Origin of the sequence: Carboxylicivirga caseinilyticus, from assembly GCF_050589785.1 — a bacterium.
In the GTDB taxonomy this organism is placed as follows: domain Bacteria; phylum Bacteroidota; class Bacteroidia; order Bacteroidales; family Marinilabiliaceae; genus Carboxylicivirga; species Carboxylicivirga caseinilyticus.
Window position 1 is genome coordinate 19890 of sequence record NZ_JBNGOX010000007.1, and the last position, 22215, is coordinate 42104.

The 22215-nt window shown below is 36.8% G+C and carries 10 protein-coding genes; 2 read left to right on the top strand and 8 right to left on the bottom strand.

Features of this window, described 5'->3' with window-relative positions; genetic code table 11:
* Positions 1-156 precede the first annotated feature (156 nt).
* Entirely contained in the window at positions 157-1020 is an 864-nt protein-coding gene (locus ACRD62_RS05430) for a tetratricopeptide repeat protein (RefSeq protein WP_430819115.1), read from the bottom strand.
* Between the two features lie 386 nt (positions 1021-1406).
* Between ACRD62_RS05430 and ACRD62_RS05435 the strand changes: the two genes are divergently transcribed.
* Together ACRD62_RS05435 and ACRD62_RS05440 are read left to right on the top strand one after the other, a co-directional pair.
* Complete coding sequence (locus tag ACRD62_RS05435; RefSeq protein ID WP_430819116.1) at positions 1407-3965, top strand: cadherin-like beta sandwich domain-containing protein; 2559 nt, start codon at positions 1407-1409, stop codon at positions 3963-3965.
* A gap of 206 nt (positions 3966-4171) precedes the next feature.
* Positions 4172-9076, top strand: a complete 4905-nt coding sequence (locus tag ACRD62_RS05440; protein ID WP_430819117.1) for a LamG-like jellyroll fold domain-containing protein — start codon at positions 4172-4174, stop codon at positions 9074-9076.
* Positions 9077-9206: 130 nt separating this feature from the next.
* Here ACRD62_RS05440 and ACRD62_RS05445 read toward each other — a convergent pair whose 3' ends face one another.
* The 7 genes from ACRD62_RS05445 to ACRD62_RS05475 all read right to left on the bottom strand — a co-directional run bounded on the left by ACRD62_RS05445 (position 9207) and on the right by ACRD62_RS05475 (position 22120).
* On the bottom strand, positions 9207-11288 hold the full coding sequence (locus ACRD62_RS05445; RefSeq protein ID WP_430819118.1) for a glycoside hydrolase family 88 protein: 2082 nt from the start codon (positions 11286-11288) through the stop codon (positions 9207-9209).
* 12 nt (positions 11289-11300) lie between these two features.
* Positions 11301-12464 (bottom strand): glycoside hydrolase family 43 protein, encoded by a 1164-nt coding sequence (locus tag ACRD62_RS05450; RefSeq protein ID WP_430819119.1) that lies wholly within the window; start codon positions 12462-12464, stop codon positions 11301-11303.
* Positions 12465-12649: 185 nt separating this feature from the next.
* Entirely contained in the window at positions 12650-16801 is a 4152-nt protein-coding gene (locus tag ACRD62_RS05455) for a hybrid sensor histidine kinase/response regulator transcription factor (RefSeq protein WP_430819120.1), read from the bottom strand.
* 183 nt (positions 16802-16984) lie between these two features.
* Positions 16985-18265, bottom strand: a complete 1281-nt coding sequence (fucP, locus tag ACRD62_RS05460) for an L-fucose:H+ symporter permease (RefSeq protein ID WP_430819121.1) — start codon at positions 18263-18265, stop codon at positions 16985-16987.
* A gap of 82 nt (positions 18266-18347) precedes the next feature.
* The gene (fucU, locus tag ACRD62_RS05465; protein ID WP_430819122.1) at positions 18348-18782 is read right to left on the bottom strand and encodes an L-fucose mutarotase; all 435 of its coding nucleotides are present in this window, start codon (positions 18780-18782) and stop codon (positions 18348-18350) included.
* Positions 18783-18786: 4 nt separating this feature from the next.
* Positions 18787-20265 (bottom strand): L-fuculokinase, encoded by a 1479-nt coding sequence (fucK, locus tag ACRD62_RS05470; RefSeq protein WP_430819123.1) that lies wholly within the window; start codon positions 20263-20265, stop codon positions 18787-18789.
* Positions 20266-20335: 70 nt separating this feature from the next.
* Positions 20336-22120 (bottom strand): L-fucose isomerase, encoded by a 1785-nt coding sequence (locus ACRD62_RS05475; RefSeq protein ID WP_430819124.1) that lies wholly within the window; start codon positions 22118-22120, stop codon positions 20336-20338.
* Between the last annotated feature and the right edge of the window lie 95 nt (positions 22121-22215).

Below are 22215 nucleotides of genomic sequence, written 5' to 3' on the forward strand. Positions count from 1 at the left end.
CTATAATACAATGTTTTTCAACACTTATCACCCAATACTCAATGATGAATCTCTGATTATCAAACAACCAATAATCGATAATGTTAAATAATCAAAATAAAAAAAAGCGATGAACCAAATCTGATTCATCGCTTCTTGTATAATTAATACAATATTTTATTTGTATTGCTCAGCTTTTTCTTTTTCTCCCAAACGTGTATAGATATTAGAAATTGCTGGTTTCAAGTTTGTTTTACCATCATTATAAGCTACCAACAAATACTTAAGAGCTTCCTGATAAACAGCTTTAGCCTGATCCTGCGATTTTAAATAATTTGTATAATCTACCCTTGTAGGAGCTTTCTTTGCTTCATATTTTGCTTTTTCTTTTTTAAACATTAAAGACCCCTGCTTATACAAATATATACCGGCTCCCATATTTGCACCGACATGATCCGGTTCAATTTTTAATATTTTAGCATACATCTCATATGCATTCTTTTCATCGTCAAGATTCTGGTACGCTACACCTTTATAATATAAAAACTTAGTTTCTTCAGGATAAATAGCAATTAACCCTTCTGCTTCTTTTAATAGCGCTTCATAATTCTTATTTCTTAAATAATGTTGAGCAAGACTCTGTGAAATCTCTGTTTTGAAATCCGGAAAAGATTTCATTTTTGCCATCAAAGCCCATTCATAATTTTCAGAATCATCCACATTTTTTGTTAAATTGATTAACTGATCATATATATCCAAACGCGGTACATTATATACTATGGCTTGTTTATAATTTTCGATAGCTTCCGCAGGTTTATTCAAATTTTCATAAGATAAACCAGCATAACTATATGCCATAGAAATATTAACACTATCCAAACTCTCTTTTGAACCAAGTACCTTATTACTTAATTCAAGAGCCTCCTCATACTTTCCATCAAGAAAGGTTGATTTAACTTTATTTAAATCATCATTCATTTCCTGTGCTCCTATACTAACCGCAATAAACAGCAGCATAAAGCATACAACAGATTTAATCATATTTTAATTGTTTTGGTTCTATTTCACACATCAAAGTAACCACTTTTCTTTCAATATTACAGCCTATCCCAATACTTACATGCTTGAAATATTGAGTATTCGACACCCAAATAATCACTTATCCAACAAAATTAATAATTCGCCACAAAACAAGGAGACAGAATAAGGAAACGAATGAAACAGATCGATTTTGTGCTATTTTTTAACGAATAGATACTAGTGTAGCCAATTATGTACTATTTATTCGATGAATATATTCAAGCATCAAAACCCCTTCTTATTTAACTTTGATTAACATTCCTAAAGGTATTTTTTCAACTAAAAAAAACAGATGCAATTAGGATTATAACCAACGATAATTAATTTCTAATCTAATTCACATTTTTATGAAAAAAAGATTTTTACTTTTCTCACTGCTGTTTGCAATGACACAGTTTTTTGTGTTACAAGCTCAAACAGATGTTACAGACACATATTTAACAAATCCAGGTTTCGATAGTAATTGTACATATACAATTAGTTCAACAGATGTTAACTTAGGAACTGCTGATGATGGTTCCACTATCATGACTGTTGATGGTTGGACAGGCAACTATAATGGATGGTCTGCTGGTGCAACTTTCGAATACACTACTGTAACAACTTTAAATGGGAATACAGTACCAACTGCGGATCCTGATGGTGCTTCAGGCACAACCGAAGGAGGTTTAGGTGTTTGCGCTGCATGGGCAGGAAGTACTTATTACACCCAGAGTGTGACTCTACCTGCTGGAACATATACTTTAAAATATAAAGTAAATAATTTCGGGCCGGTAACAGCTGGAACAAGTCTTGCGGGTTTTACTCCTGATGCAGGAACTGCTTCATTATCTACTCTTTCCGATATTGCAATTGATGGATCTTGGGTAACAGATGAAATAACGTTTGTTCTGACAGCTGAAACTACTGGAGTAATACAGATAGGTATCTTAAGTGTTAATGCGGGTTCAGGCGGTAATGGACGATTTATATTTGACGATGTTCAATTATTTTTCACGGCTGAAGTTGACAAATCAAATCTTCAATCATTAGTAGATGAAGCAACAACTATGTACAGCAACCAGGAAGCTGTACCTGAAGGTTCAACTGTTTATGCCGATCTTAATACAGCAATAGTAGCTGCACAGGCCGTTTTAGATAACACAGAAGCAACCCTTGCTGAAGTTGTTGCAGAGGAAGAAGCACTTCAAGCAGCAATAACTGATGTTGAAAACGCAATTGAATTACAGCAAAAGATTACAACATGGACAACACTTCCATATGATGCTACTTCTGAAATTGTTAACCCAAGTTTCGAAACAGGAAATACGGATGGATGGGTTAACGTTGGTGGTTTCGTAGGGCAAAGCAATACTTCTTTTAGTTTAAAAGCTGGCACGTATTACGTTGAAAAATGGCAAAGCTCAGGTAATTGGTCAGGTCTTAAACTTTCTCAAGTAATAGAAAACATCCCAAATGGAGTTTACAAACTAACCGCTGCCGCGCTCAATAATCCTGAAGGTACAGGTGGTGCATTTGTTTATGCTAATGATGTTACTGCAGAAGTATTAGCTACAGCTGAATATACTTTAGAAGTTGTTGTAGACAACAACACTTTAGAAATTGGCTATGACATTGTTAATAGTGGTAATTATATTGCTGTTGATAATTTCCGTTTATCTTATATAAGCGATGGTTCTCCAGTTATAGATATTGCAGAATCTTACCTTGCATTCGATGAGTTTGAAACCACTGCAACACTAACTGTAACAGGATACAACCTTACTGAAAACATCGCACTAAGTGCTCCAACTGGATTTTCTCTAGATGTTTCTTCACTTGCATCTGACGCAACAGGTGAATCTGTTACAGTTACTTTTGATGCTTCTGCAACTACTTCTGGTAATATTGAACTAACCAGTGGAACAGCAACGGCTTCAATACCTGTTTATGCTCGTTTAAATTCAGATAAATTCACTCCATATTTTGGTGACAGAGAAAACCTTGTAGCCGATGCATATTGCTCAGACAGAAGCCTATATGGAGGTTGGGGATCCGTTGTAACAACTACAAATGAAGCTGAAGTATATTGTGGTAAAGCTTCAATTAAATTAGGTACAGGTGATACAGGTTGTGATGCAGCATTTGATATTAATCCTTTTGCATACAAAGCTAATACTACCTACAGAGTTAGGGCAATGGTTAAAACAGTGGATGGTTCAATTGGATTTTTAGCAAATAGTGCTGATCCAAATTATAATGACGCATTTGATACTGGTGGAGAATGGCAACAAATTGATTTCTACTTCTCAACAGGCGCTGCACCTTCTGCAAGTTTTGTAACATTCAACAAATGTGATAACGGTTCAAATTGTACATATGCTTATATCGACAATTATGAAATTTACGAAGTAAATAATGATGCCACACTATCAGCTATTACTTTAAATGTTGGTGGATTAGATATCGCATTTGATCCTGCAACAACTACCTACACTGCTACTGTTCCATCAGGTACAGAAACAGTTACTGTTGACGCAACTTTAAGTGATGAAAGTGCAATGATTTCTGGCACTGGCGATGTAGATGTTTCAACCGGAACAGGTGTAGCTACAATAGTTGTAACTGCAGAAAGTGGTGCTGAAACAACTTACACTGTTACAATCAATGTTGATTCAGCAACAAAATTGTCAAAAATTGATCAGAATGCTGTTAAAGTTTATCCAACATTAACAACATCAGGTATCAATGTTGAATTCAGTGATAAGCCTGGAATGATTAAATTATACAGCTTATCAGGCCAATTAATTAAAACAGTTAAAGCAACATCTCAAATTGAGACTATTCAATTATCAACAGCAGGTATCTACCTTGTTGAAGTTGAAAGTAATGGTGCTAAAACCATACTTAAGGTTGTTAAAAAATAATATTAACAATAGTACTGAAAAAGGGTTACCACATTTGGTAACCCTTTTTTTATATCCTTATTTCTATTATTGCCCGAATTTGTTGTAGTAATTTTAAATTTTATACACCACTTAGTTATCTGTCCTTCCTACTTTTACGTTGTTAACTAAAGTGCAATACGAACTATTGCACTATTTTTTTTAATACCTTTTGTTAATCATTATCTATGAAAACATTCATGAAGCCTTTTAACACCTGGCTAATTTTATTAATCATTGGTTCCAATAATATCTTAGCTCAAAGTGTTACACTAACCCACTCTTATACTTTCGAGGATGGAACTGCAAAAGACATTGCAGGCAATGCAGATGGAACTGTATATGGAGGAACTTTTTCTGATGGTTTATACACAACCTCTAATCAAGGTGAATATATTTCACTACCCGCATCTTATATTGCTATTAACGAATATACAGCTATTACCATTGAGGCATTAATAACAGCCGGAGATGGAACCAATCCGGGAAATACTATGATGTATTATCTTGGAAATACCAATGCATCAGGCTATGGAACTTATGGCTATTTTACATCATTGGCCAGAGCTGATAACAAGAGTCGTGCGGCAATATCGTGTTCCGATTCTTCACCCTGGAGTTACGAAAGTGGTGCAGACGGTACAGAATTGGATGATGGCGAATCTCATTACATCGTCAGTACACTGACAAATGATGTTATTACCCTATATATTGATGGTCAATTAGCTCAAAGCACTACCCTATCAACAACCAATAAAATTGAATACCTGAGTAATGCTTATGCCTATTTATGCAAAAGTGGATACAACACCGATCCAACCTGGTTGGGATCAATTGATGAATTTAATATCTATAATGGTGCTTTCACTGCCGATATAGTTACGAATAATTATACCAGTGCAGATCTTACAGGAATTACTCTTGGTGCTGGTGAACTATCCCCGGCTTTTGATCCTGCTATTACAGAGTATTCAGTAACCTTACCTGAAGGCACATCATTTGTAACGGTTGAAGGTGCGAAAGAAGTAAATGCCGCCAGCCTTATTGGTGAAGGTATTATTAATACATCTTCTGGTACAGGCATGGCTAATCTTGAAGTAACTGCCATTGATGGTTCAACCGTAAAAACCTATACAATTAACTTTACTGTTGATGGTAATTATGGGATGTACCTGCCGGGAGGAACTGACGGAAGTTCAAGCAATATTGATATCTCAGGTCTTTCATTAACTACTTTGCCTTTTACAGTAGAAATGTGGATTAAACCTGAAGGTGATCAAAATGCATACGCTGGTTTGTTCTACCATAGAGGATCAGGCGACGCTGGCCTGCAATATGCTGCTGGTTGGCAAGGTACAAATCTTCTACGTCTTAATTTTGGTGGTAATTCTTTATTAACCGATCCTGTTAAACCAGATCAGTGGCACCATGTGGCTTGTGTTATAACGAGTACCTCTAATACCATTTATCTGGATGGGAAAGAATATACTCAGACTGGATTAAGTCAATCAGCTTATGACTTTAGTGCAGATAACCTCTTTTTAGGATGGGACATGGCTGTGGCAGACCGAACATTCAATGGCACTATCAATGAAGTTAGAGTTTGGAAACAAGCCAGAACAGCTGAAGAGATTCTATCAAATAAATATGAAGTTTTGGTTGGAACCGAAACTGATCTTGTTGCTTATTACAGTTTCGATGATCAGGCAGCATCATCTATTACAGATTTAACAGCAAACGCTCACGCTGGCACCATTAATGGTGGTGTTTATGTTCCTGCTTATACAACAACTGACACCGATGCTGATGGAATACCTGATTTTATTGATAACTGTCCTTTTAATGTCAACTACGATCAGGCAGATATGGATGGTGATGGAATTGGTGATGTTTGCGATGACGATCGTGATGGCGATGGCATTGCTGACAGCATAGATAATTGTCCTGAAGTTGCCAATGCTGATCAGGAAGATCTGGATGAAGATGGAATTGGCGATGTTTGTGACCCTGAATTACCTTCAGATTTAAATTTCGCCATGAAATTACCCGGTGGTTCAGATGGTAGTTTGAGCAACATTGATATCTCAGGTTTGAATCTATCCACCTTACCTTATACTATCGAAATGTGGATTAAACCGGATGGATCGCAAATAGACAACACTGGGGTAATCTATCATAGAGGTACTGGAAATGCAGGTATTCAATATTCTTCGAGCTGGCAGGGATCCGGTAAGCTTCGATTCATGACTAATATTTCGGGCGATTACGGCACAGTGACTGATGAAGTTACTACTGACACATGGCATCATGTTGCTGTTGTGCTTACTTCAACAACACGAACTGTTTACATGGATGGCAAATCTTATTCTCAGACAATAAACAACAGTGCTTATGATTTCTCAACCGGAGCTTTATATTTAGGTTGGGATAGCGGGGCTTCAAACAGGGCTTTTAAAGGTATTATTGAGGAAGTTCGTATATGGAATACAGCTCGTTCGGCTCAGGAAGTGGAAGACAACCAGTTTACACTTTATAATGGAGACGAAGAAGGCTTGGTTGCTTATTATAATTTTGATGATCGAAATTTATCTCTGGTAACGGACGCAACCTCTAATGCAAATCATGGAGTTATAAATGGTGGAATATATGTGTTATCCAATATTTATACTTCGATGCAGTATGGTCAATCTACAACATCGCAACCTTCAGGTTTTGTGAATACTGGTGAAAGCGTTATCATGTGTGTCGAAATTGAAACCAATCATATGCAGGATGCAATTTCTGTAACTCAATTTGATCTTTCTGCAATCGGAACAACCAACTATTCTGATATTGAGAATGTGAAAATTTATGCTGCAGGTACCGATTCTCTTTTCACGACAAATACTCTGATTGGCGAAACAGGTTCTTCTTTAAGTGCAGCTGATTTCACAGTTGATTGTGATTATTCACTTGAATATGGTAAAAACTATTTCTTTGTTGTGTATGATGTTGCCAACAATGCTACCAACGGTAATCAACTTGATTTGGTTTGTAACAACATTACAGTTGATGGCATAGTTGAAACACCTTATGTTACCGCACCGGAAGGTGTTCTGGAAATCAACTCTGATATATTTATTCATAACCAAAAGTTCTCATACGATATAGTTAGTTACGATGCTTATACGTCATCTAACGGAACTAACTTTGTATCTTTCCAGCAAAATGCATTGATGACTTACAAAGGTTACCAATACATTACCTACTGGAACCAGTCTGCACATGTTTGTATGGCTCGTAAAAAACTACCTTCAGGTAGTTGGGAAGAAATTGAGTTTACTGATTTCACCTCATCACACGATTTAAGTGATAATCACTACAATATTTCATTTGGAATATGTGCTAATGACGGAACTATCCATATTTCCTATGATCATCATAATGATGCGCTACATTATCGTAAATCAACAGTTGATTTAACAAACGATCCGGATAATGCCAATTGGTCAACTGCTTCTTTTGGTGCTAACCAGGGATATTTAATTACTGGCAGCTATATTACTGCAAGTTCACCTTATTACGGAGGAGTTACTTATCCTCGTTTTATCAGCAAGCCTGATGGAAACTTATTATTCGAATATCGAAGCGGTAATAGTGGAGATGGTAACTCGCATTTATATGAATACAATGGTGAATGGACATATATTGGTGAATACATGCATGGTCGTACCGGTACCAGTACTGATTACTCTTCAAAATGCGGATATATTAACGGCTTGCATTACACACCCGGAGGAACCAGATTACATGTATCTTTAGTTTGGCGTGAAACACCAACTGCATCAACAAACCACGAAGTATATTATGCATACAGTGACGACGACGGACGAACCTGGTACGATTGTGATGACAACCTGATTGCAACTACGGGTGTTACTCCGTTACATTACGATATGGAAGGTTTTAAGATTCTTTCTGTAGGTCAGAACCGTGGATTAATTAATCAGGAAGGTCAGGCTGTTGACAGTGATGGAAATATTCATATTCTTCAGTCGTATATGCTCGATAGCGAGGGAGATGATTCGAACTGGTATAACTCAAGAGTTAAAGCCTATTTACGACATATTTACAGAGACGAGAACGGAGAATGGCAAAGCGATGTAATTGCACCTTCAATTATTGACCGAAGCGATATTGCTGTAGATAAATTTGATAACCTTTATGTTGTTGCTCCTGGATACCGTGTATTCTTCGCTTCAAAGGCTGATAACTGGCAAACATGGACAGAATTTGATCTTTCTGAAAGTAATTCAGCCACTGCTGAAGGAATAATCGATAAAGATCTTCTTCTTCAGGATAATGTACTTTCCTTCTGTTTTGCCCACAGCGATATGGATGGTAAAATTATTGTACCTTATTATTTGCTTGAAAACACTGATGGCAATGGTAATGGAGTTAACATATCTGTTTTTGATGATACTCAGTTTGTAAACCTGAATGAACAGTCACTAGACAACATCAATATAACCAATGAGGATATTTTGACATCAAGTGATGAATTCAGTATTCTTTATGATGGTAAGCTGGAAACAAAATATGTTGAAGAATACACTTTACACCTAACTACTACTGGTAGCGTAAAAGTATGGATTAACGATGAACTGGCAATTGAAACAGGTTCCTTGGTTTCACCAACTGAGTTTCAAACTACTCTGCAATTAGTCCCTTCACACATTTATAGTTTGAGAATTGAAGGCTTATACACAAAAGGAAACACTGAAACGAAGTTAGAATGGTCAAGTGACAGCCAGACTCGCGAAATAGTGCCTTTAACATCATTTTATGGAGAATTAAAGGATTATTCTACCAATATTGATATGACTAAGGAAACAATCAAGGTAGAAACAATTCCAAACCCATTCCATTCATCATTTACTGTTAAAGCAGATGGTTTTAATGAGTATCAGCTCTTTAATTCTGCCGGAGCATTAATGGAAAGTGGCGAATTCGAAAATCAAAAAGAAGTAGGAAGTAAACTTGCTTCAGGCATCTATTACTTAAAAGTAATAAGTGATAAAAATGAGAACACTGTTAAAGTGATAAAACAATAAGAAGTTTTAAATGAACATTAAAAAAGCCCGATGAGAGAAATTTCATCGGGCTTTTTTAATGTTTTAAATTAATGGTCATTATGCATTAATTTCGAACAATAAACACATCAATAACATTAAGATTTATCCGTTATTGAACTACCAATCCAAGAGTAATATTTTTGATACTATTACTAACCAATAATTGATATAATCCTTTGGTTAAACTTAAATTAGAAACAGAAAAAGCACCATTGAAACCAGGCAACTCTTTACCACTAAAAACTTGCTTACCGCTAATATCAAATATTGACAAACTCCAGAATTGTTCTTCTGCATATGGAGTATTAATAGTTAGCAAACCTGACTTATAAGGATTTGGAAACACCTTCCATCCTTCAGAATAAGCAGTACTATTAATACCTGTTGCCGTTTCAGTATTTATTTTAACCTCTGTAATACTGTTCCACGCATTCGAACTGTTCCCCATCCCTATTATTCTTACATATTGGGCCAATTGATCGGCAAAATCATAGTTTTCCAATTCAAGAGTAGTACCACTTGACGATCCACTATAAACGGTGCTAAAATTCTCTCCATCTGTTGATAGCTGAATAGAAAAATATCCCTGACGTTCATTCCCTTTAAAAAATGCCAGGTCTACTGAAGTAACCGCTTTTTCCTTTCCCATATCAAACTGCAGCCACTCTCCTTCACCAAAAGCAGACCAACGGGTATCCAAGCTTCCATCCATGGCTTTTTCGGCATTATTATCTGTACCTGACTCAAAACTACTTGCAGTAATGGTATAAGATCCAAAATAAGAAAAGCCGATGTATTCACCGGCTTCTACTTTATTTCCTGAAATCCCCTGAATATTTTCTATGGAGAGATAATGATCTCCCAGGGACAGACTGTTAAAACTTAAGGTTACGACTTTTTTTTTACTTACATCAAGATTGGAACTTATCACAGTAACCTGATCAATCGAATAGTTAGCCGCTGTTTCTGCTGAAGTCTGATCCAGTTCTTCGTTGAAATATACCATCAAAGTATTCTCATCAACCACCTTAACAGAATCCATGTACACCATTGGCACTTCAGGCATTTCACCTTCTGCCAGGTGAACCATCTGTGATGCTGCCAGTAAGAAAGCTCCAACGCCAAAGTCAGCAGTTGAATTCTCATCAACAATCTGGCCTGGTATAGCCTTTTCTCCAATAGGTTGAACATATCCTACCCTTCCATCAGCCTGCAAAGCTGTATTATGAAGATAAGACCACGATTTTTTAACAGTTGGTAAATAGGTAGCTTCATCCAGATAACCATTATTTATCCCCCAGGCAAAACCAAATGTAAAAAATGCAGTACCGCTGGTTTCGGGTCCCGGAGCATGCTCAGGATCTAACATACTGCGTGTCCAGTAACCTTCATCCTGCTGGCAATCTTTTAAACTAACAGCCATTTTAGTGTATATCGAAATAAATTCATCACGGTGTTCATAATCCTCTGGCATATCTTCAATAATTTTAGCCAATCCGGCAAACACCCAGCCATCGCCACGAGCCCAAAAATCTTTAAAACCGTTTACTGATGTATGTGCAGGATATACATATTTTGCATCTCTGAAGAAAAGCCCAGTTTCTTCATCATACATAATGCTTTGAGCATATTTAAAGTATTCATACAACTTAGTAAGGTACAAATCATTACCTGTAACATTATATAATTTAGTCATCACCGGCATAACCATATATAAACCATCTGCCCACCACCAGTAATCATTATTTTCAGTGCTCATTTCATATTCCATCACCTCTATGGCACGGGCAATCATTCTCTCATCTTTATCTTCAGAAAGATTGTACAAATCGATGTAAGTCTGAAAACAGATTTGCCAGTCTCCAAAAAGCACATAATCATCTGTCTCTCCGTATGAATATTTCCAATTCTCCTTGATATCTGATTTAGCACCTTTCCACTCATTATGCTCAGCCCAATCCATCGAATATTTTTTATATCGATTGATGCCAGTTAACTTATAGGCTGCCATGTTACCTGTATGATAAGCTGCATGATCCCAAAATGATCTTATATTGGTTGAATTATTCATTTGCCAATAATCATTGGCTTTTTTCATGTCATTAATAATTTCGCTTTTCGTTGGCAATTCCTGCGATACCAAACTACACGACGATAATACTATTGAAACAAAAAACACTAATCTATTCATATAACTATATTACTAAATTTCTTTATCAAAAAAAGACAAATCCCACTGATCATACCATTTAATTACAGGCAGATTATTTTCAAATATGACAGGTAACCAAATATAACGCCCATCAATTGGATTGCGAGGCATCCACCTGTCTCCCATGAAGATAAATGCATCTTTCTTACCCGCAACAGGCAAAATATAAGTACTCTGGGAATGAAATGTCAATTCTGCATCTTTTCCCTGACAAGGATTACCCATGTATTTCCAAGGTCCCATCATTGAATCAGCCACCATCAAACGTGCTTCATTAGGATCCCAACCAGTACACCCCGACGTAATCATGTAGTATTTATCCTGATGCTTAAAAACTGCAGGTGCCTCATTATGCCCCCCTGGAGCAACACGAATCCATTTTCCAGTAAAATCTTTATAATCTGGAGTTAACTCTGATATATGCAATGTAAGATTCTCTTCTGCTGAATGAATATGATATGCCGTTCCATCATCATCAACAAACAATGTCATATCACGCGACATCTGTCCTTCTTTAAAATTGAGAGCCACAAACAGGCCATCTTCCACTTCTTTTCTCCATTCAGGAGTCCACCAATCATACTTTGTTTCACCTGAATGTGATTTCATTACTTGTGAGGCATCTAAAGGCCATACATTGGCATTTACTCTTGTACTCTTTACATAAGTGAAAGGTCCGGTAGGTGTATCGCTAACAGCTAAGGCTGTTCGGGCAGCCGCATATCCCTGACCTTTTAATTCGAGATGAAACCACATTACAAATTGCTTAGTTGTGGCATTATAAATAACCTTTGGTCGCTCCATTACACAACCATGTGTTATTTCTGATTCCGGATCATCAACTGAAGCCAAAGCTATTCCTTCATTCTTCCAGTTATATAAATCTTCTGATGAATAACAACGAAGTCCTAATAAACTGGTATTTCCACCTCTTCCTGAAGTTTTGTGTTCACCATACCAATAATAAGTTCCTTCATGATAAAGCAGGCCACCTCCATGCGCATTAATGTGAACACTATCTGAATCTAACCATAATTCACCCGGTTTAAAGGATTCAGATATTTCTTTTGAATTATTATTTCCAATCATCGTGCATCCTGCTGATAATACTGCACCCAATAACAAACCAGCAGATAATTTCTTAAATAAACACATTCCCATAATTTTAACTACTACCATTATCAATGGCAAAACAACTGTTTTCCTAATGATAAAAGTATTTAAATACTATGCCTGTTTATGTAAGAAATCAATACATAAACTAGTACATAATCGAGAAGTATAGCACTTAACATGCAAATACCTCATAAATCTTATACTAGTCTATCTTTGTCTAAAATTTAAGCCTGATCTACTTTTCCATCATTGGCGATGTATTCTTTTGGAGTGCACTTGTAGAATTCTTTAAAACATCTGGTAAAATAAGACGGACTTGAGAATCCAACCATATAAATGATCTCTGATATGGATCTTTTTTTCTGTAACAGCAATGATGCCGCTGTCTTTAGTCGTTGATTACGGATGAATTCTTTAACTGTCTGCCCTGTCAGGGCTTTTATCTTACGATATGCCTGATTAGCACTTAAACCAATCACTTCACTAAACTTCACAACATCAAAGGTTGGATCATCAAGGTATTTATTAACGGCGTCAACAGCATCCTTCAGAAGCTTTTCATCCAGCGATGTTAATTCAATATTCTCAGGTTCCAATATTTGCTCCTTCCGAATATGCTCATGCAATTTCTTACGACCTTGTAATATATTATGAACCTTTAACTGAAGTGCATTAATATTAAATGGCTTATGAATATAATCAATGGCTCCCAGTTCCAATCCCCGTATCTCATCTTCTGCCATTGTCTTGGCTGTTAAGAATATAACCGGAATATGTGAGGTAGAAATATCATTTCTTATTTGTCGACACATTTCAAATCCATCAATTCCCGGCATCATCACATCTGTAACAATAATATCAGGGTTTAGGGCTTTAGCTTGCGAATACCCTTCGTTTCCGTTAAACACACCCACCACATTGAACTCATTTGACAAACCCGAAACAATGAAATCATTCAAATCCGAATCATCTTCTACAATCAGAACATCAAACACTTTACCACTATCATGGGGCATCACAACTGGTACATTCTCTACTTCATTGACCTCAACATCATAATCAACTTCACTCGGTATTGGCTCCTCTGACATGTGAGAAGCCAGTTCATCGCTTCGGGTTGGAATTACAACTCTGAAACAACTTCCCTGTCCATAATCACTGTCTACCTCAATGGTTCCACCATGTTGCTCTACAAATGTTTTGGATAAATATAAACCAATTCCACCTGTACTATGGGTACGTTTCTGGTGAGTCTGGAAAAAGCGTTCAAATATTCTCTTTTTATTTTCTTCATCAATACCTATTCCATCATCTTCCACCTCTATTGCTAAAACCTCTTTATCTTCTTCATCTTTCTCGATGGCTGCTCTAATGGTTATTTCTCCGTTGTCATCAGAATACTTAAACGCATTAGAAACCAGGTTATACATGATTTTTTCAAGTTTATCACCATCGACATAAGCCATTAACTTGTCCTGAGTCATTTCTAATTCAAGATCGATTCCCCTGGTTTCAGCCATTCCTTTATACGAATCATGTAAATCCTTCATCAACTGACTAACATTGCAAACCTGCAATTGCAAATCCATTTTACCCCGATCGATTTTTCTGAAGTCCATTAACTGGTTGATCAATCGCAACAGGCGATTAGTATTTTTTAGTATCAGATCGGCTTGTTTTACCATATATGGAGATTCTTTGCCCAGCTTTTTCAATTCTTCTGCCGGACCTTGAATCAAGGTTAAAGGTGTTCTGAATTCATGGGTTATATCAGTAAAGAACAACGTTTTTAACTCGTTCAAATGCTGTTCCTTTTCTTTCTGTAACAACTCCAGTTTTATTCTACTCTTCTCTCTGACCTGTATTAATGAGTATTCCTTAAAGAAATAAAGAGTAGCGATAATAATAATAGCATATCCTATTAATGCCCATATGGTTTTCCACCATGGAGGTGTAATACTAAAACGTATCGAATAGGCTTCTTCACTCCAATGCCCGTCGCTGTTAGCCGCATTTACATGAAAAATATAATCTCCCGGAGGTATATTGGTATAGGTAGCAGAATTCCTGGTACCTACTTCATTCCATATATTATCGTATCCTTCAAGAAAATAAGCATATACATTTCGCTGTGGATCTTTATAATCCATGGCCGAAAACATGAAAGTTATTACCTGATCCTTATAAGAGAAATGCAGATCGTTAATAAATGGTACTGAATTAACAATTGTATCGCCCAGAATCCGTTCCTTGTTTTTATGATTAAGAACACTTTGATTTAATACGATACAATCGGTAATACAAACTTTTGGTGCCATCGAGTTTTTAAACAGGCTATCTGGATAGAAATAGATAAAACCTTCATCTTCTCCCAGAAAGATTTTTCCGTCAGAAGTTCTTAATCCAGCATTGGTCTCTACCGACAAGGTCAGATATTCCTTAGTCATGTAACTCTTGATAACCCTTTCTCTTTGAGGACTGAACTTAACAATACCCCGATAAGGTTTAATCCATAGCAAACCCGATTCATCCTCAAGAATATTGGTAATAATGCTGTTTCCTATTTCAGCTGAATGAGGATAACTTTCAAAAGCAATCTTTTCTGTTCCATCCGGCAATCGATCAATATACTTACGATTTAACCCTGAATTAGTCCCAATCCAAAGATTACCGCTTTGATCCTCATACAACACATTGATCACATTATCGTTGATTGCATTAGCTTCATGAAAAGAGTGAAAATATTTTTTGATTTCTGCAGTCTTCGGATCATAACAGTTTAACCCGTTTTGTGTGCCGATCCACACAAATCCATCCCGATCTTCATAAATGGTTCGAATGTTATTGTCAGATAGATGCTTATTATCTGATCCGCTATATATAAATTCGGTCGTAACCTTATTGTCCTGATAAGTCAATTTAGCTACTCCGTTTTGCTGAGTTCCAACCCAAAGAACATTTTCGTTCTTTCGTGATGACTTCAGTACATTAATTTTATTACTGGGTAATGCAGGATTGGTAGCAGTGTTGAAATACCTGAAAGCAGGGTTCTTTTTTTCCACAGCACTCTTTCCCGGATAAAAAATCAAACCTGCATCATCGGTTCCAACCCATAATCCATGTTTATTATACTCCAATGACACAATTGAACTGGAAGCAAATTCATAACCATTATGCTGATAAGAAAAATCTGGTATATCCTTCACATATTCATACCCTTCATTATTCTTTTTATAAAGTTTTAATTCAACAGAAGTACCTGCCCATATATACTCATCCTGCTGTGCAAAGGAACGTACATTTCGAAAAGCAAACTTTCCGGCTGTTTCACCCTCTATTTTAAAACGGTTAATTCCATTCTTCACGATTGATGTTCTGTCAATCTGAGCTGAACCAACCCAGAGAATACCTGTTCGATCGACAAATAAGGAAGAAATATTATTACCAGACAAACTACTTAAATCATTGGCATCCTGCTTATAATGCGATATTACAATATCTGCAGGATCTTTCTTCTGTTCTTTAGCTTCTATCAGAATTAATCCAGAACTCCATGTTCCACACCAGATATTCTGAAAATCATCAATAAAAATCCGATAAATAACATTAGAAGGGAAATTACCATTTTGCGGATTAGAGTTATAATGAGTTACATGTAAACTATCTACCTGAGGATAAACCTCAATTCTGTTTAATCCTCCACCCCATGTACCGATCCATAAATTACCATCTGCACTTTCTTTGACCTGAGTAACTGTATTATTACTAATTGAGTTATCATCATCCTCATCGTGATAATAAAACCGATTGCTCTGATTTTTTTTATCAAATCGAATTAACCCATTGTATGTTGCCAGCCAAAACAAACCTCTCGAATCCTGGCAAATATCACTTATCGTGTAATTACCCAGATATTGCTTTATCTCACCTGTTTTTGTATTTAAAATATGCAGACCTCCATTGGTTGTACCAATCCAGATATCACCCTCATCATCTTCCATTAATGATATTATTCTGTTTTGGAATGGATATGAATGTATTCGGTTGGTTTTGAGATTCAGACAATTTAAGCCCGAAGTAGTTCCAATCCATAGATTATCATCCCTACCTTCACATAACGAAACTACCTCTCGGTTACTTAGCGTAGCAGAATCACGAAAATCGGGGATATACTCCTTCACTTCATATCCATCATATCTATTCAAGCCATTCCAGGTACCAATCCATATATACCCATTCTTATCCTGAATAATTGAATTAGCTCTGCTGGATGAAAAACCATCTTTAATCGATAACTTATCAAATTCAAAAATTCTTTGAGCCTTGATACTGAAACTTAATATGGAGAGAAATACTATTAATTGAAACCGATACATAGTGAAAGTAGTTTACCTTTTATACTGTAAGACTATATAAACCCGGAGTAGTTTGTGGGCCTAAGATATAGAATAGTGGCCTGTTAAAAAAACTATTCTTTAAAAAATGAAAATTTTCTCTATTAAATAAGAAAACCTCTCAACAAGAGGTGAGAGGTCTCGCAATATTCTTTCTATCCTTTATTAAATTCCATGAACTTTTAATACTCGATAACCATAAACTGATATAACCAGAAAACTGATAAATGGCAATATGAAAGACGCATTTACTGCTGGCAACCAGGCGACTTTTCCAAAATCAATAATTAATCCCTGCAAAGGAGGCATTAATGCTCCACCAACAATTGCCATTACTAAACCTGCCGCCCCTAATGTAGAATCTTCCTTTACTTGTTCCAATGCGATCCCATAAATAGTAGGAAACATCAGTGACATAAATCCAGAAGTAACAATTAAGCACCATAATCCTGCCATCCCACCAATAAATATTACTCCAGAAATTGATAACATTCCGCCTACGCCAAATAAAAACAACAATCGCTGACTACTTATATACTTCATTAACATGGTACTCATAAAGCGACTAGCGATAAAAATACCCATGGCAATCATATTATATCTCTGCGCAGTAGCTTTATCAATTCCAAGATTCTCGGCATAATGTATAATGAATGTCCAGCACATAATTTGCACTCCCACATAAAAAATCTGTGCAAATACACCTTCGCGATAAACTTTATTTTTAATTAATCGCTGAAATGATTTCATTGGATGAATTTCGTTCTGATGTCCAATCTTTGGCATTTTTGTTACCATAATTACAATAAACATCAGGATGACTACCAAGCCCAAAATCACATATGGATTGCGAATTACCATTAAATCATGTGTCCGCTGAATAGCTTTGGTTGCTGAATCCAATGCAGAAAAATCAACATTGTTTTTTTCGGATTGTAAAGAAGATAAGATAACCTCCGAGGCTACTGTCATTCCTAGAATGGATCCTAATGGATTAAAAGATTGCGCCAGATTCAATCTTCGGGTGGCTGTTTTTTTATCACCCAACGAAAGAATATACGGATTGGCAGTTGTTTCAAGAAAAGCTAAACCGAACGTGAGAATATACAATGATAACAGAAAAAAGCCAAAGGCCTCGAACTGAGCAGCAGGCCAAAACAAAAGAGCTCCTATTGCATACAAGGCTAAACCAAGTAATATTGCTTGTTTGTAACTATACTTTTGCACAAATAAAGCAGCCGGAATTGCCATTGTGGCATATCCACCATAAAAGGCAAATTGAATCAATGCTGCTTTTGAATTGGAAATCTCCATTATGGTTCTGAAGGCTGCCACCAATGGATTGGTTATATCATTAGCAAAGCCCCATAAAGCAAATAATGTTGTGATTATAATAAAGGTAAGCAGGTACTTTTTTTCAACTACCTTGGCTTTTGATGCATTCATAAAGGGATTTTTAAAGGGATTTAAGGGATTCTAGAACATTAGACTTATAGAATTTAAACAATTAGACTACAAAAAACACATCTCAACTTACAGGAGTAACTCCTTTTTTAAGGATTATATTACCGTATTTTGCTGTTTCACCTGTCATTACGACCGCAAACGCCGATTTTGTCCGCTCGTAAAATGCAAAACGCTCTATCCGTTCAATGGGCGTAACTTGTGGATTTGTTTCATGAATTGCCTTTAAATAGCAATCTTCAACCTGAGGATCAAGTTCATCTCCTTCAACAGCTGCCATCATAATCAAAGGAGTCTTAACGTAAGCATCCAGTTCAAATAAAGGAAGAATAGCCTTTAGTAATTCAGCAATTTTTATTCCATCTGCCCTTAACACATTTGAATTAAAAGACTCTCCGGGAAAATGGGCATCAGCCAAAACAATTTCGTCGCCATGTCCCATTCGGGCAAGCACAGCTAATAAGTCAGGGCTAATTAGTGGTGATATTCCTTTCAGCATTTGATTAATCTTTATGTTTACACTTTAAATATTCCATAAATAAACGGTCCCACAAAGAAGATTCGTCATTTTTAGGTAAAAAGATTTCTGAATTACTTTTAATTACATTCAAAGCTTCTTCAGAAGATGAGTATATTCCTGCCCCTTTAAAAACAAAAAGTGCAGCACCTAAAACAGTGGTTTCTTTTTGATCGACAACATGTAAAGGTCGTTGAATTGCGTTAGCTCTTAACTGATTCCACAAAGCATTTCTGGAACCACCTCCCACACAAAGTACACTCTCGGCTGTAAAACTGCCAGCCTTCTCAATAGCAACTATTCCTTCGCGCAAACGAAGAGCCAGACTCTCCAATAATGCCCTGTATATTTCCTCTCGTTTCGTATTAATTGTTAAACCAGAAATTATGCCACCACCTTTACCTATACCATCATCATAAAAAGCTGGTGAAATAGTTAGTCCATGATCACCCGTCTTGATATCAGAGGCTTCTGATATCATTGTATCGTATAGTTCATCACCTTTTAATCCAGGATAAAAATTGGAGGAAAACCATTCCAGTATTCCTGATCCCAACCAGTTTTGTCCAATATCAAAGAAACCTTTAACAGCATCAGCTTCTGTTGTTAGATTTTGATCCAATTCTGATTTTGTGGCAGTGAAATGATCCGTACGAACCATTAATACTTCCCAGGTACCGGAACTTAAAACAGGTTGATTCAACTTAGCACCCGCTCCGAAGATAGCAAACTGTGTATCGTGGCCTGCAAAATAAACAGGCGTTCCTTTAGGTAAACCTGTTGTTTCACTTCCTATTTCATGAATGGTTCCGGCTAATTCTCCCGGTTCAGCCATCTCACCGAATAAACTTTTATCAATATCCAAACATGATAATATCTCATCTGAAAAACACCTGTTAGTGAGATCTGTCATCATTGAAGTTCCCATCATGGTGGCATCATTCTGCATTGCTCCGGTTAACTTTTGAATCAATAATGAAGGCATGAATAAAAACCGATAAGCTTTCGTAATCAGTTCCGTTTGATTCTCTTTGAACCAAATTAACTTATTAATGGTATTAAAGGCATAAGGATATGTCCCACTAAGTTGATATAATCGATTTAAAGGGCAATACTTTTCAATATTATCCATTATGGTTTTAGTTCGGTCGCATTGCCACGAAATAACAGGATATAAAATATCTCCATTAGCATCAACCAAAGCACCATCCACTCCGAAAGTAGTAAAAGTTACGCCTGCAATTCTCTTTGGATCTATCTGCTTAATTACACCTTGAGAACATTCACATAACTTGCCCCATAATTTATCTAAATCCCAGATCCTTCCACCCAACCAGTAGGGATCAGCATCCGTTTCATTCGACCTTGACTCAGATGCCAGTATTTTCCCATAAATATCCATTGCAATTACTCGCAGATTGGTTGCTCCGCAATCAAATACTATGGCAATATCTTTACGTTCCATACAAGTAAAATTAAGTAATCCCCGAGTCATCATTAAAAAAATCAGACTCGGGAATCAACTGAGAGATAGATTAAATACCATAGAGTGGGCCGTAAGTATTACAAGCCCTGTAGTCAGCTCCTTCCTTATCTTCACCAAAGGAAGCCCAGGCGCTTGGCCTGAAAATATCATTGTCGTTAACATTGTGCATGCAAACAGGAATACGCAACATGGAAGCAAGTGTAATCATATCGGCACCAATATGACCGTAACTGATGGCACCATGGTTAGCTCCCCAGTTTGCCATTACAGAATACACATCTTGAAAAGCACCAGTTCCATTGGTACGAGGCACAAACCAGGTTGTTGGCCAGGTCGGATCTGTACGCTCATCAAGAACCTTATGGATATCATCTGGTAATTCAACCGTCCAACCTTCTGCTATCTGTAATACCGGCCCCTGACCTTTAACCAGATTAATACGGCTCATGGTTACAGGCATCTCTCCTGCCGTTTTAAACAGGGAAGAAAACCCTCCACCCCTGAAATACTCGCGATTAGCTGGAGGCCATATGGTATTCTGCAGACAAGCTTTTACTTCATCTTCTGAAATATCCCAGAATGGTTTCACTGCCGGTTTTCCTTCAGCATCTTTTTGCTGGGCAGTTGCATCCAGAGTAGTTGAACCTGAATTAATCAAATGAATAATACCATTTTTAGCCTTACCTGTTAGTTCATTACCTGTAACTCGCTTTACTGCTTCGGGACTCCAATAGGTTCGCACATCAGAAAATATCTGAGAAGTATTCGTTAACAAATGACCAAATAACATGACAACACCATTCAAACTATCGTTTTCTGTGGCTAAAACAAAGGCTTCACGAATACCATTCCAATCAAAAGACGAATTTAAGATAGCCTCAGTAAAATCAGCATTCGGTTGATAGTCGGTCCATTGACGTTGCCCCTGAAAACCTCCAAGAATAGCATTCCGACCCAAGCCTTCTTCACGATACCCCATTTCAATCAGTTTAGGGTTACCTATCATCATATCCCGACAAATCAAAGTCATCTTCACCATTGTTTCCCATTCATGCTCTTTTCGTGTCTTATCTGCCTGAAATTCCGGCTTATTTCTGTCATCACCTTCCTTGCAATTTTCCTTTGTCCACTGCAATGCCTTATCAAACTCACCTTTGTCAAATATTCCTTCATCAATCCGACGAAGAATTTCTGTACTATCAACAAATTCAGTTCTTATACCCAGATAATCCTGAAAGAAATCTGAATTCACCATTGATCCGGCGATTCCCATTGAGCTATAACCAATTGATAAATATGATTTACCGTTCATTTGAGCAACTGCTAAAGCAGCTTTAACAAAACGAAGTATTTTAACCTTTACATCATCAGGGATGGTTGTATCACCTGCATCCTGCACATCACGTCCGTAGATTCCGAAAGCCGGCAATCCTTTTTGAGTATAACCAGCTAGTGCAGCTGCCAGATAAACAGCTCCGGGTCGTTCTGTTCCGTTAAAACCCCATATTGCTTTTGGAATCAAGGGATCTGTATCCATCACCTCCGTTCCATAGCACCAACATGGAGTAACGGTAACTGATACCCCAACCCCTTCTTTTTTAAATTTGGCTGCACACATAGCTGCTTCAGCAACTCCTCCAATACAGGTATCAGCAATAACACACTCCACTTTTTCACCGCCAGGTGATCTTAAATTGGATTCAATGAAAGTTGCAGCAGCTTTTGCTAAAGTCATAACCTGCTGTTCTAATGATTCTCGAACCCCTCTTTCTCTTCCATCAATAACTGGTCGAATACCAACTTTGAGCACATCGCCTATTAATCTGTTTGCCATTTCACTTGTATTTAGATTGTAACTGATATGGTCAAAAATCACATTTACCCATAAAAAATAAAATATCCAATATTTGTATATTTGTATCTATTTGA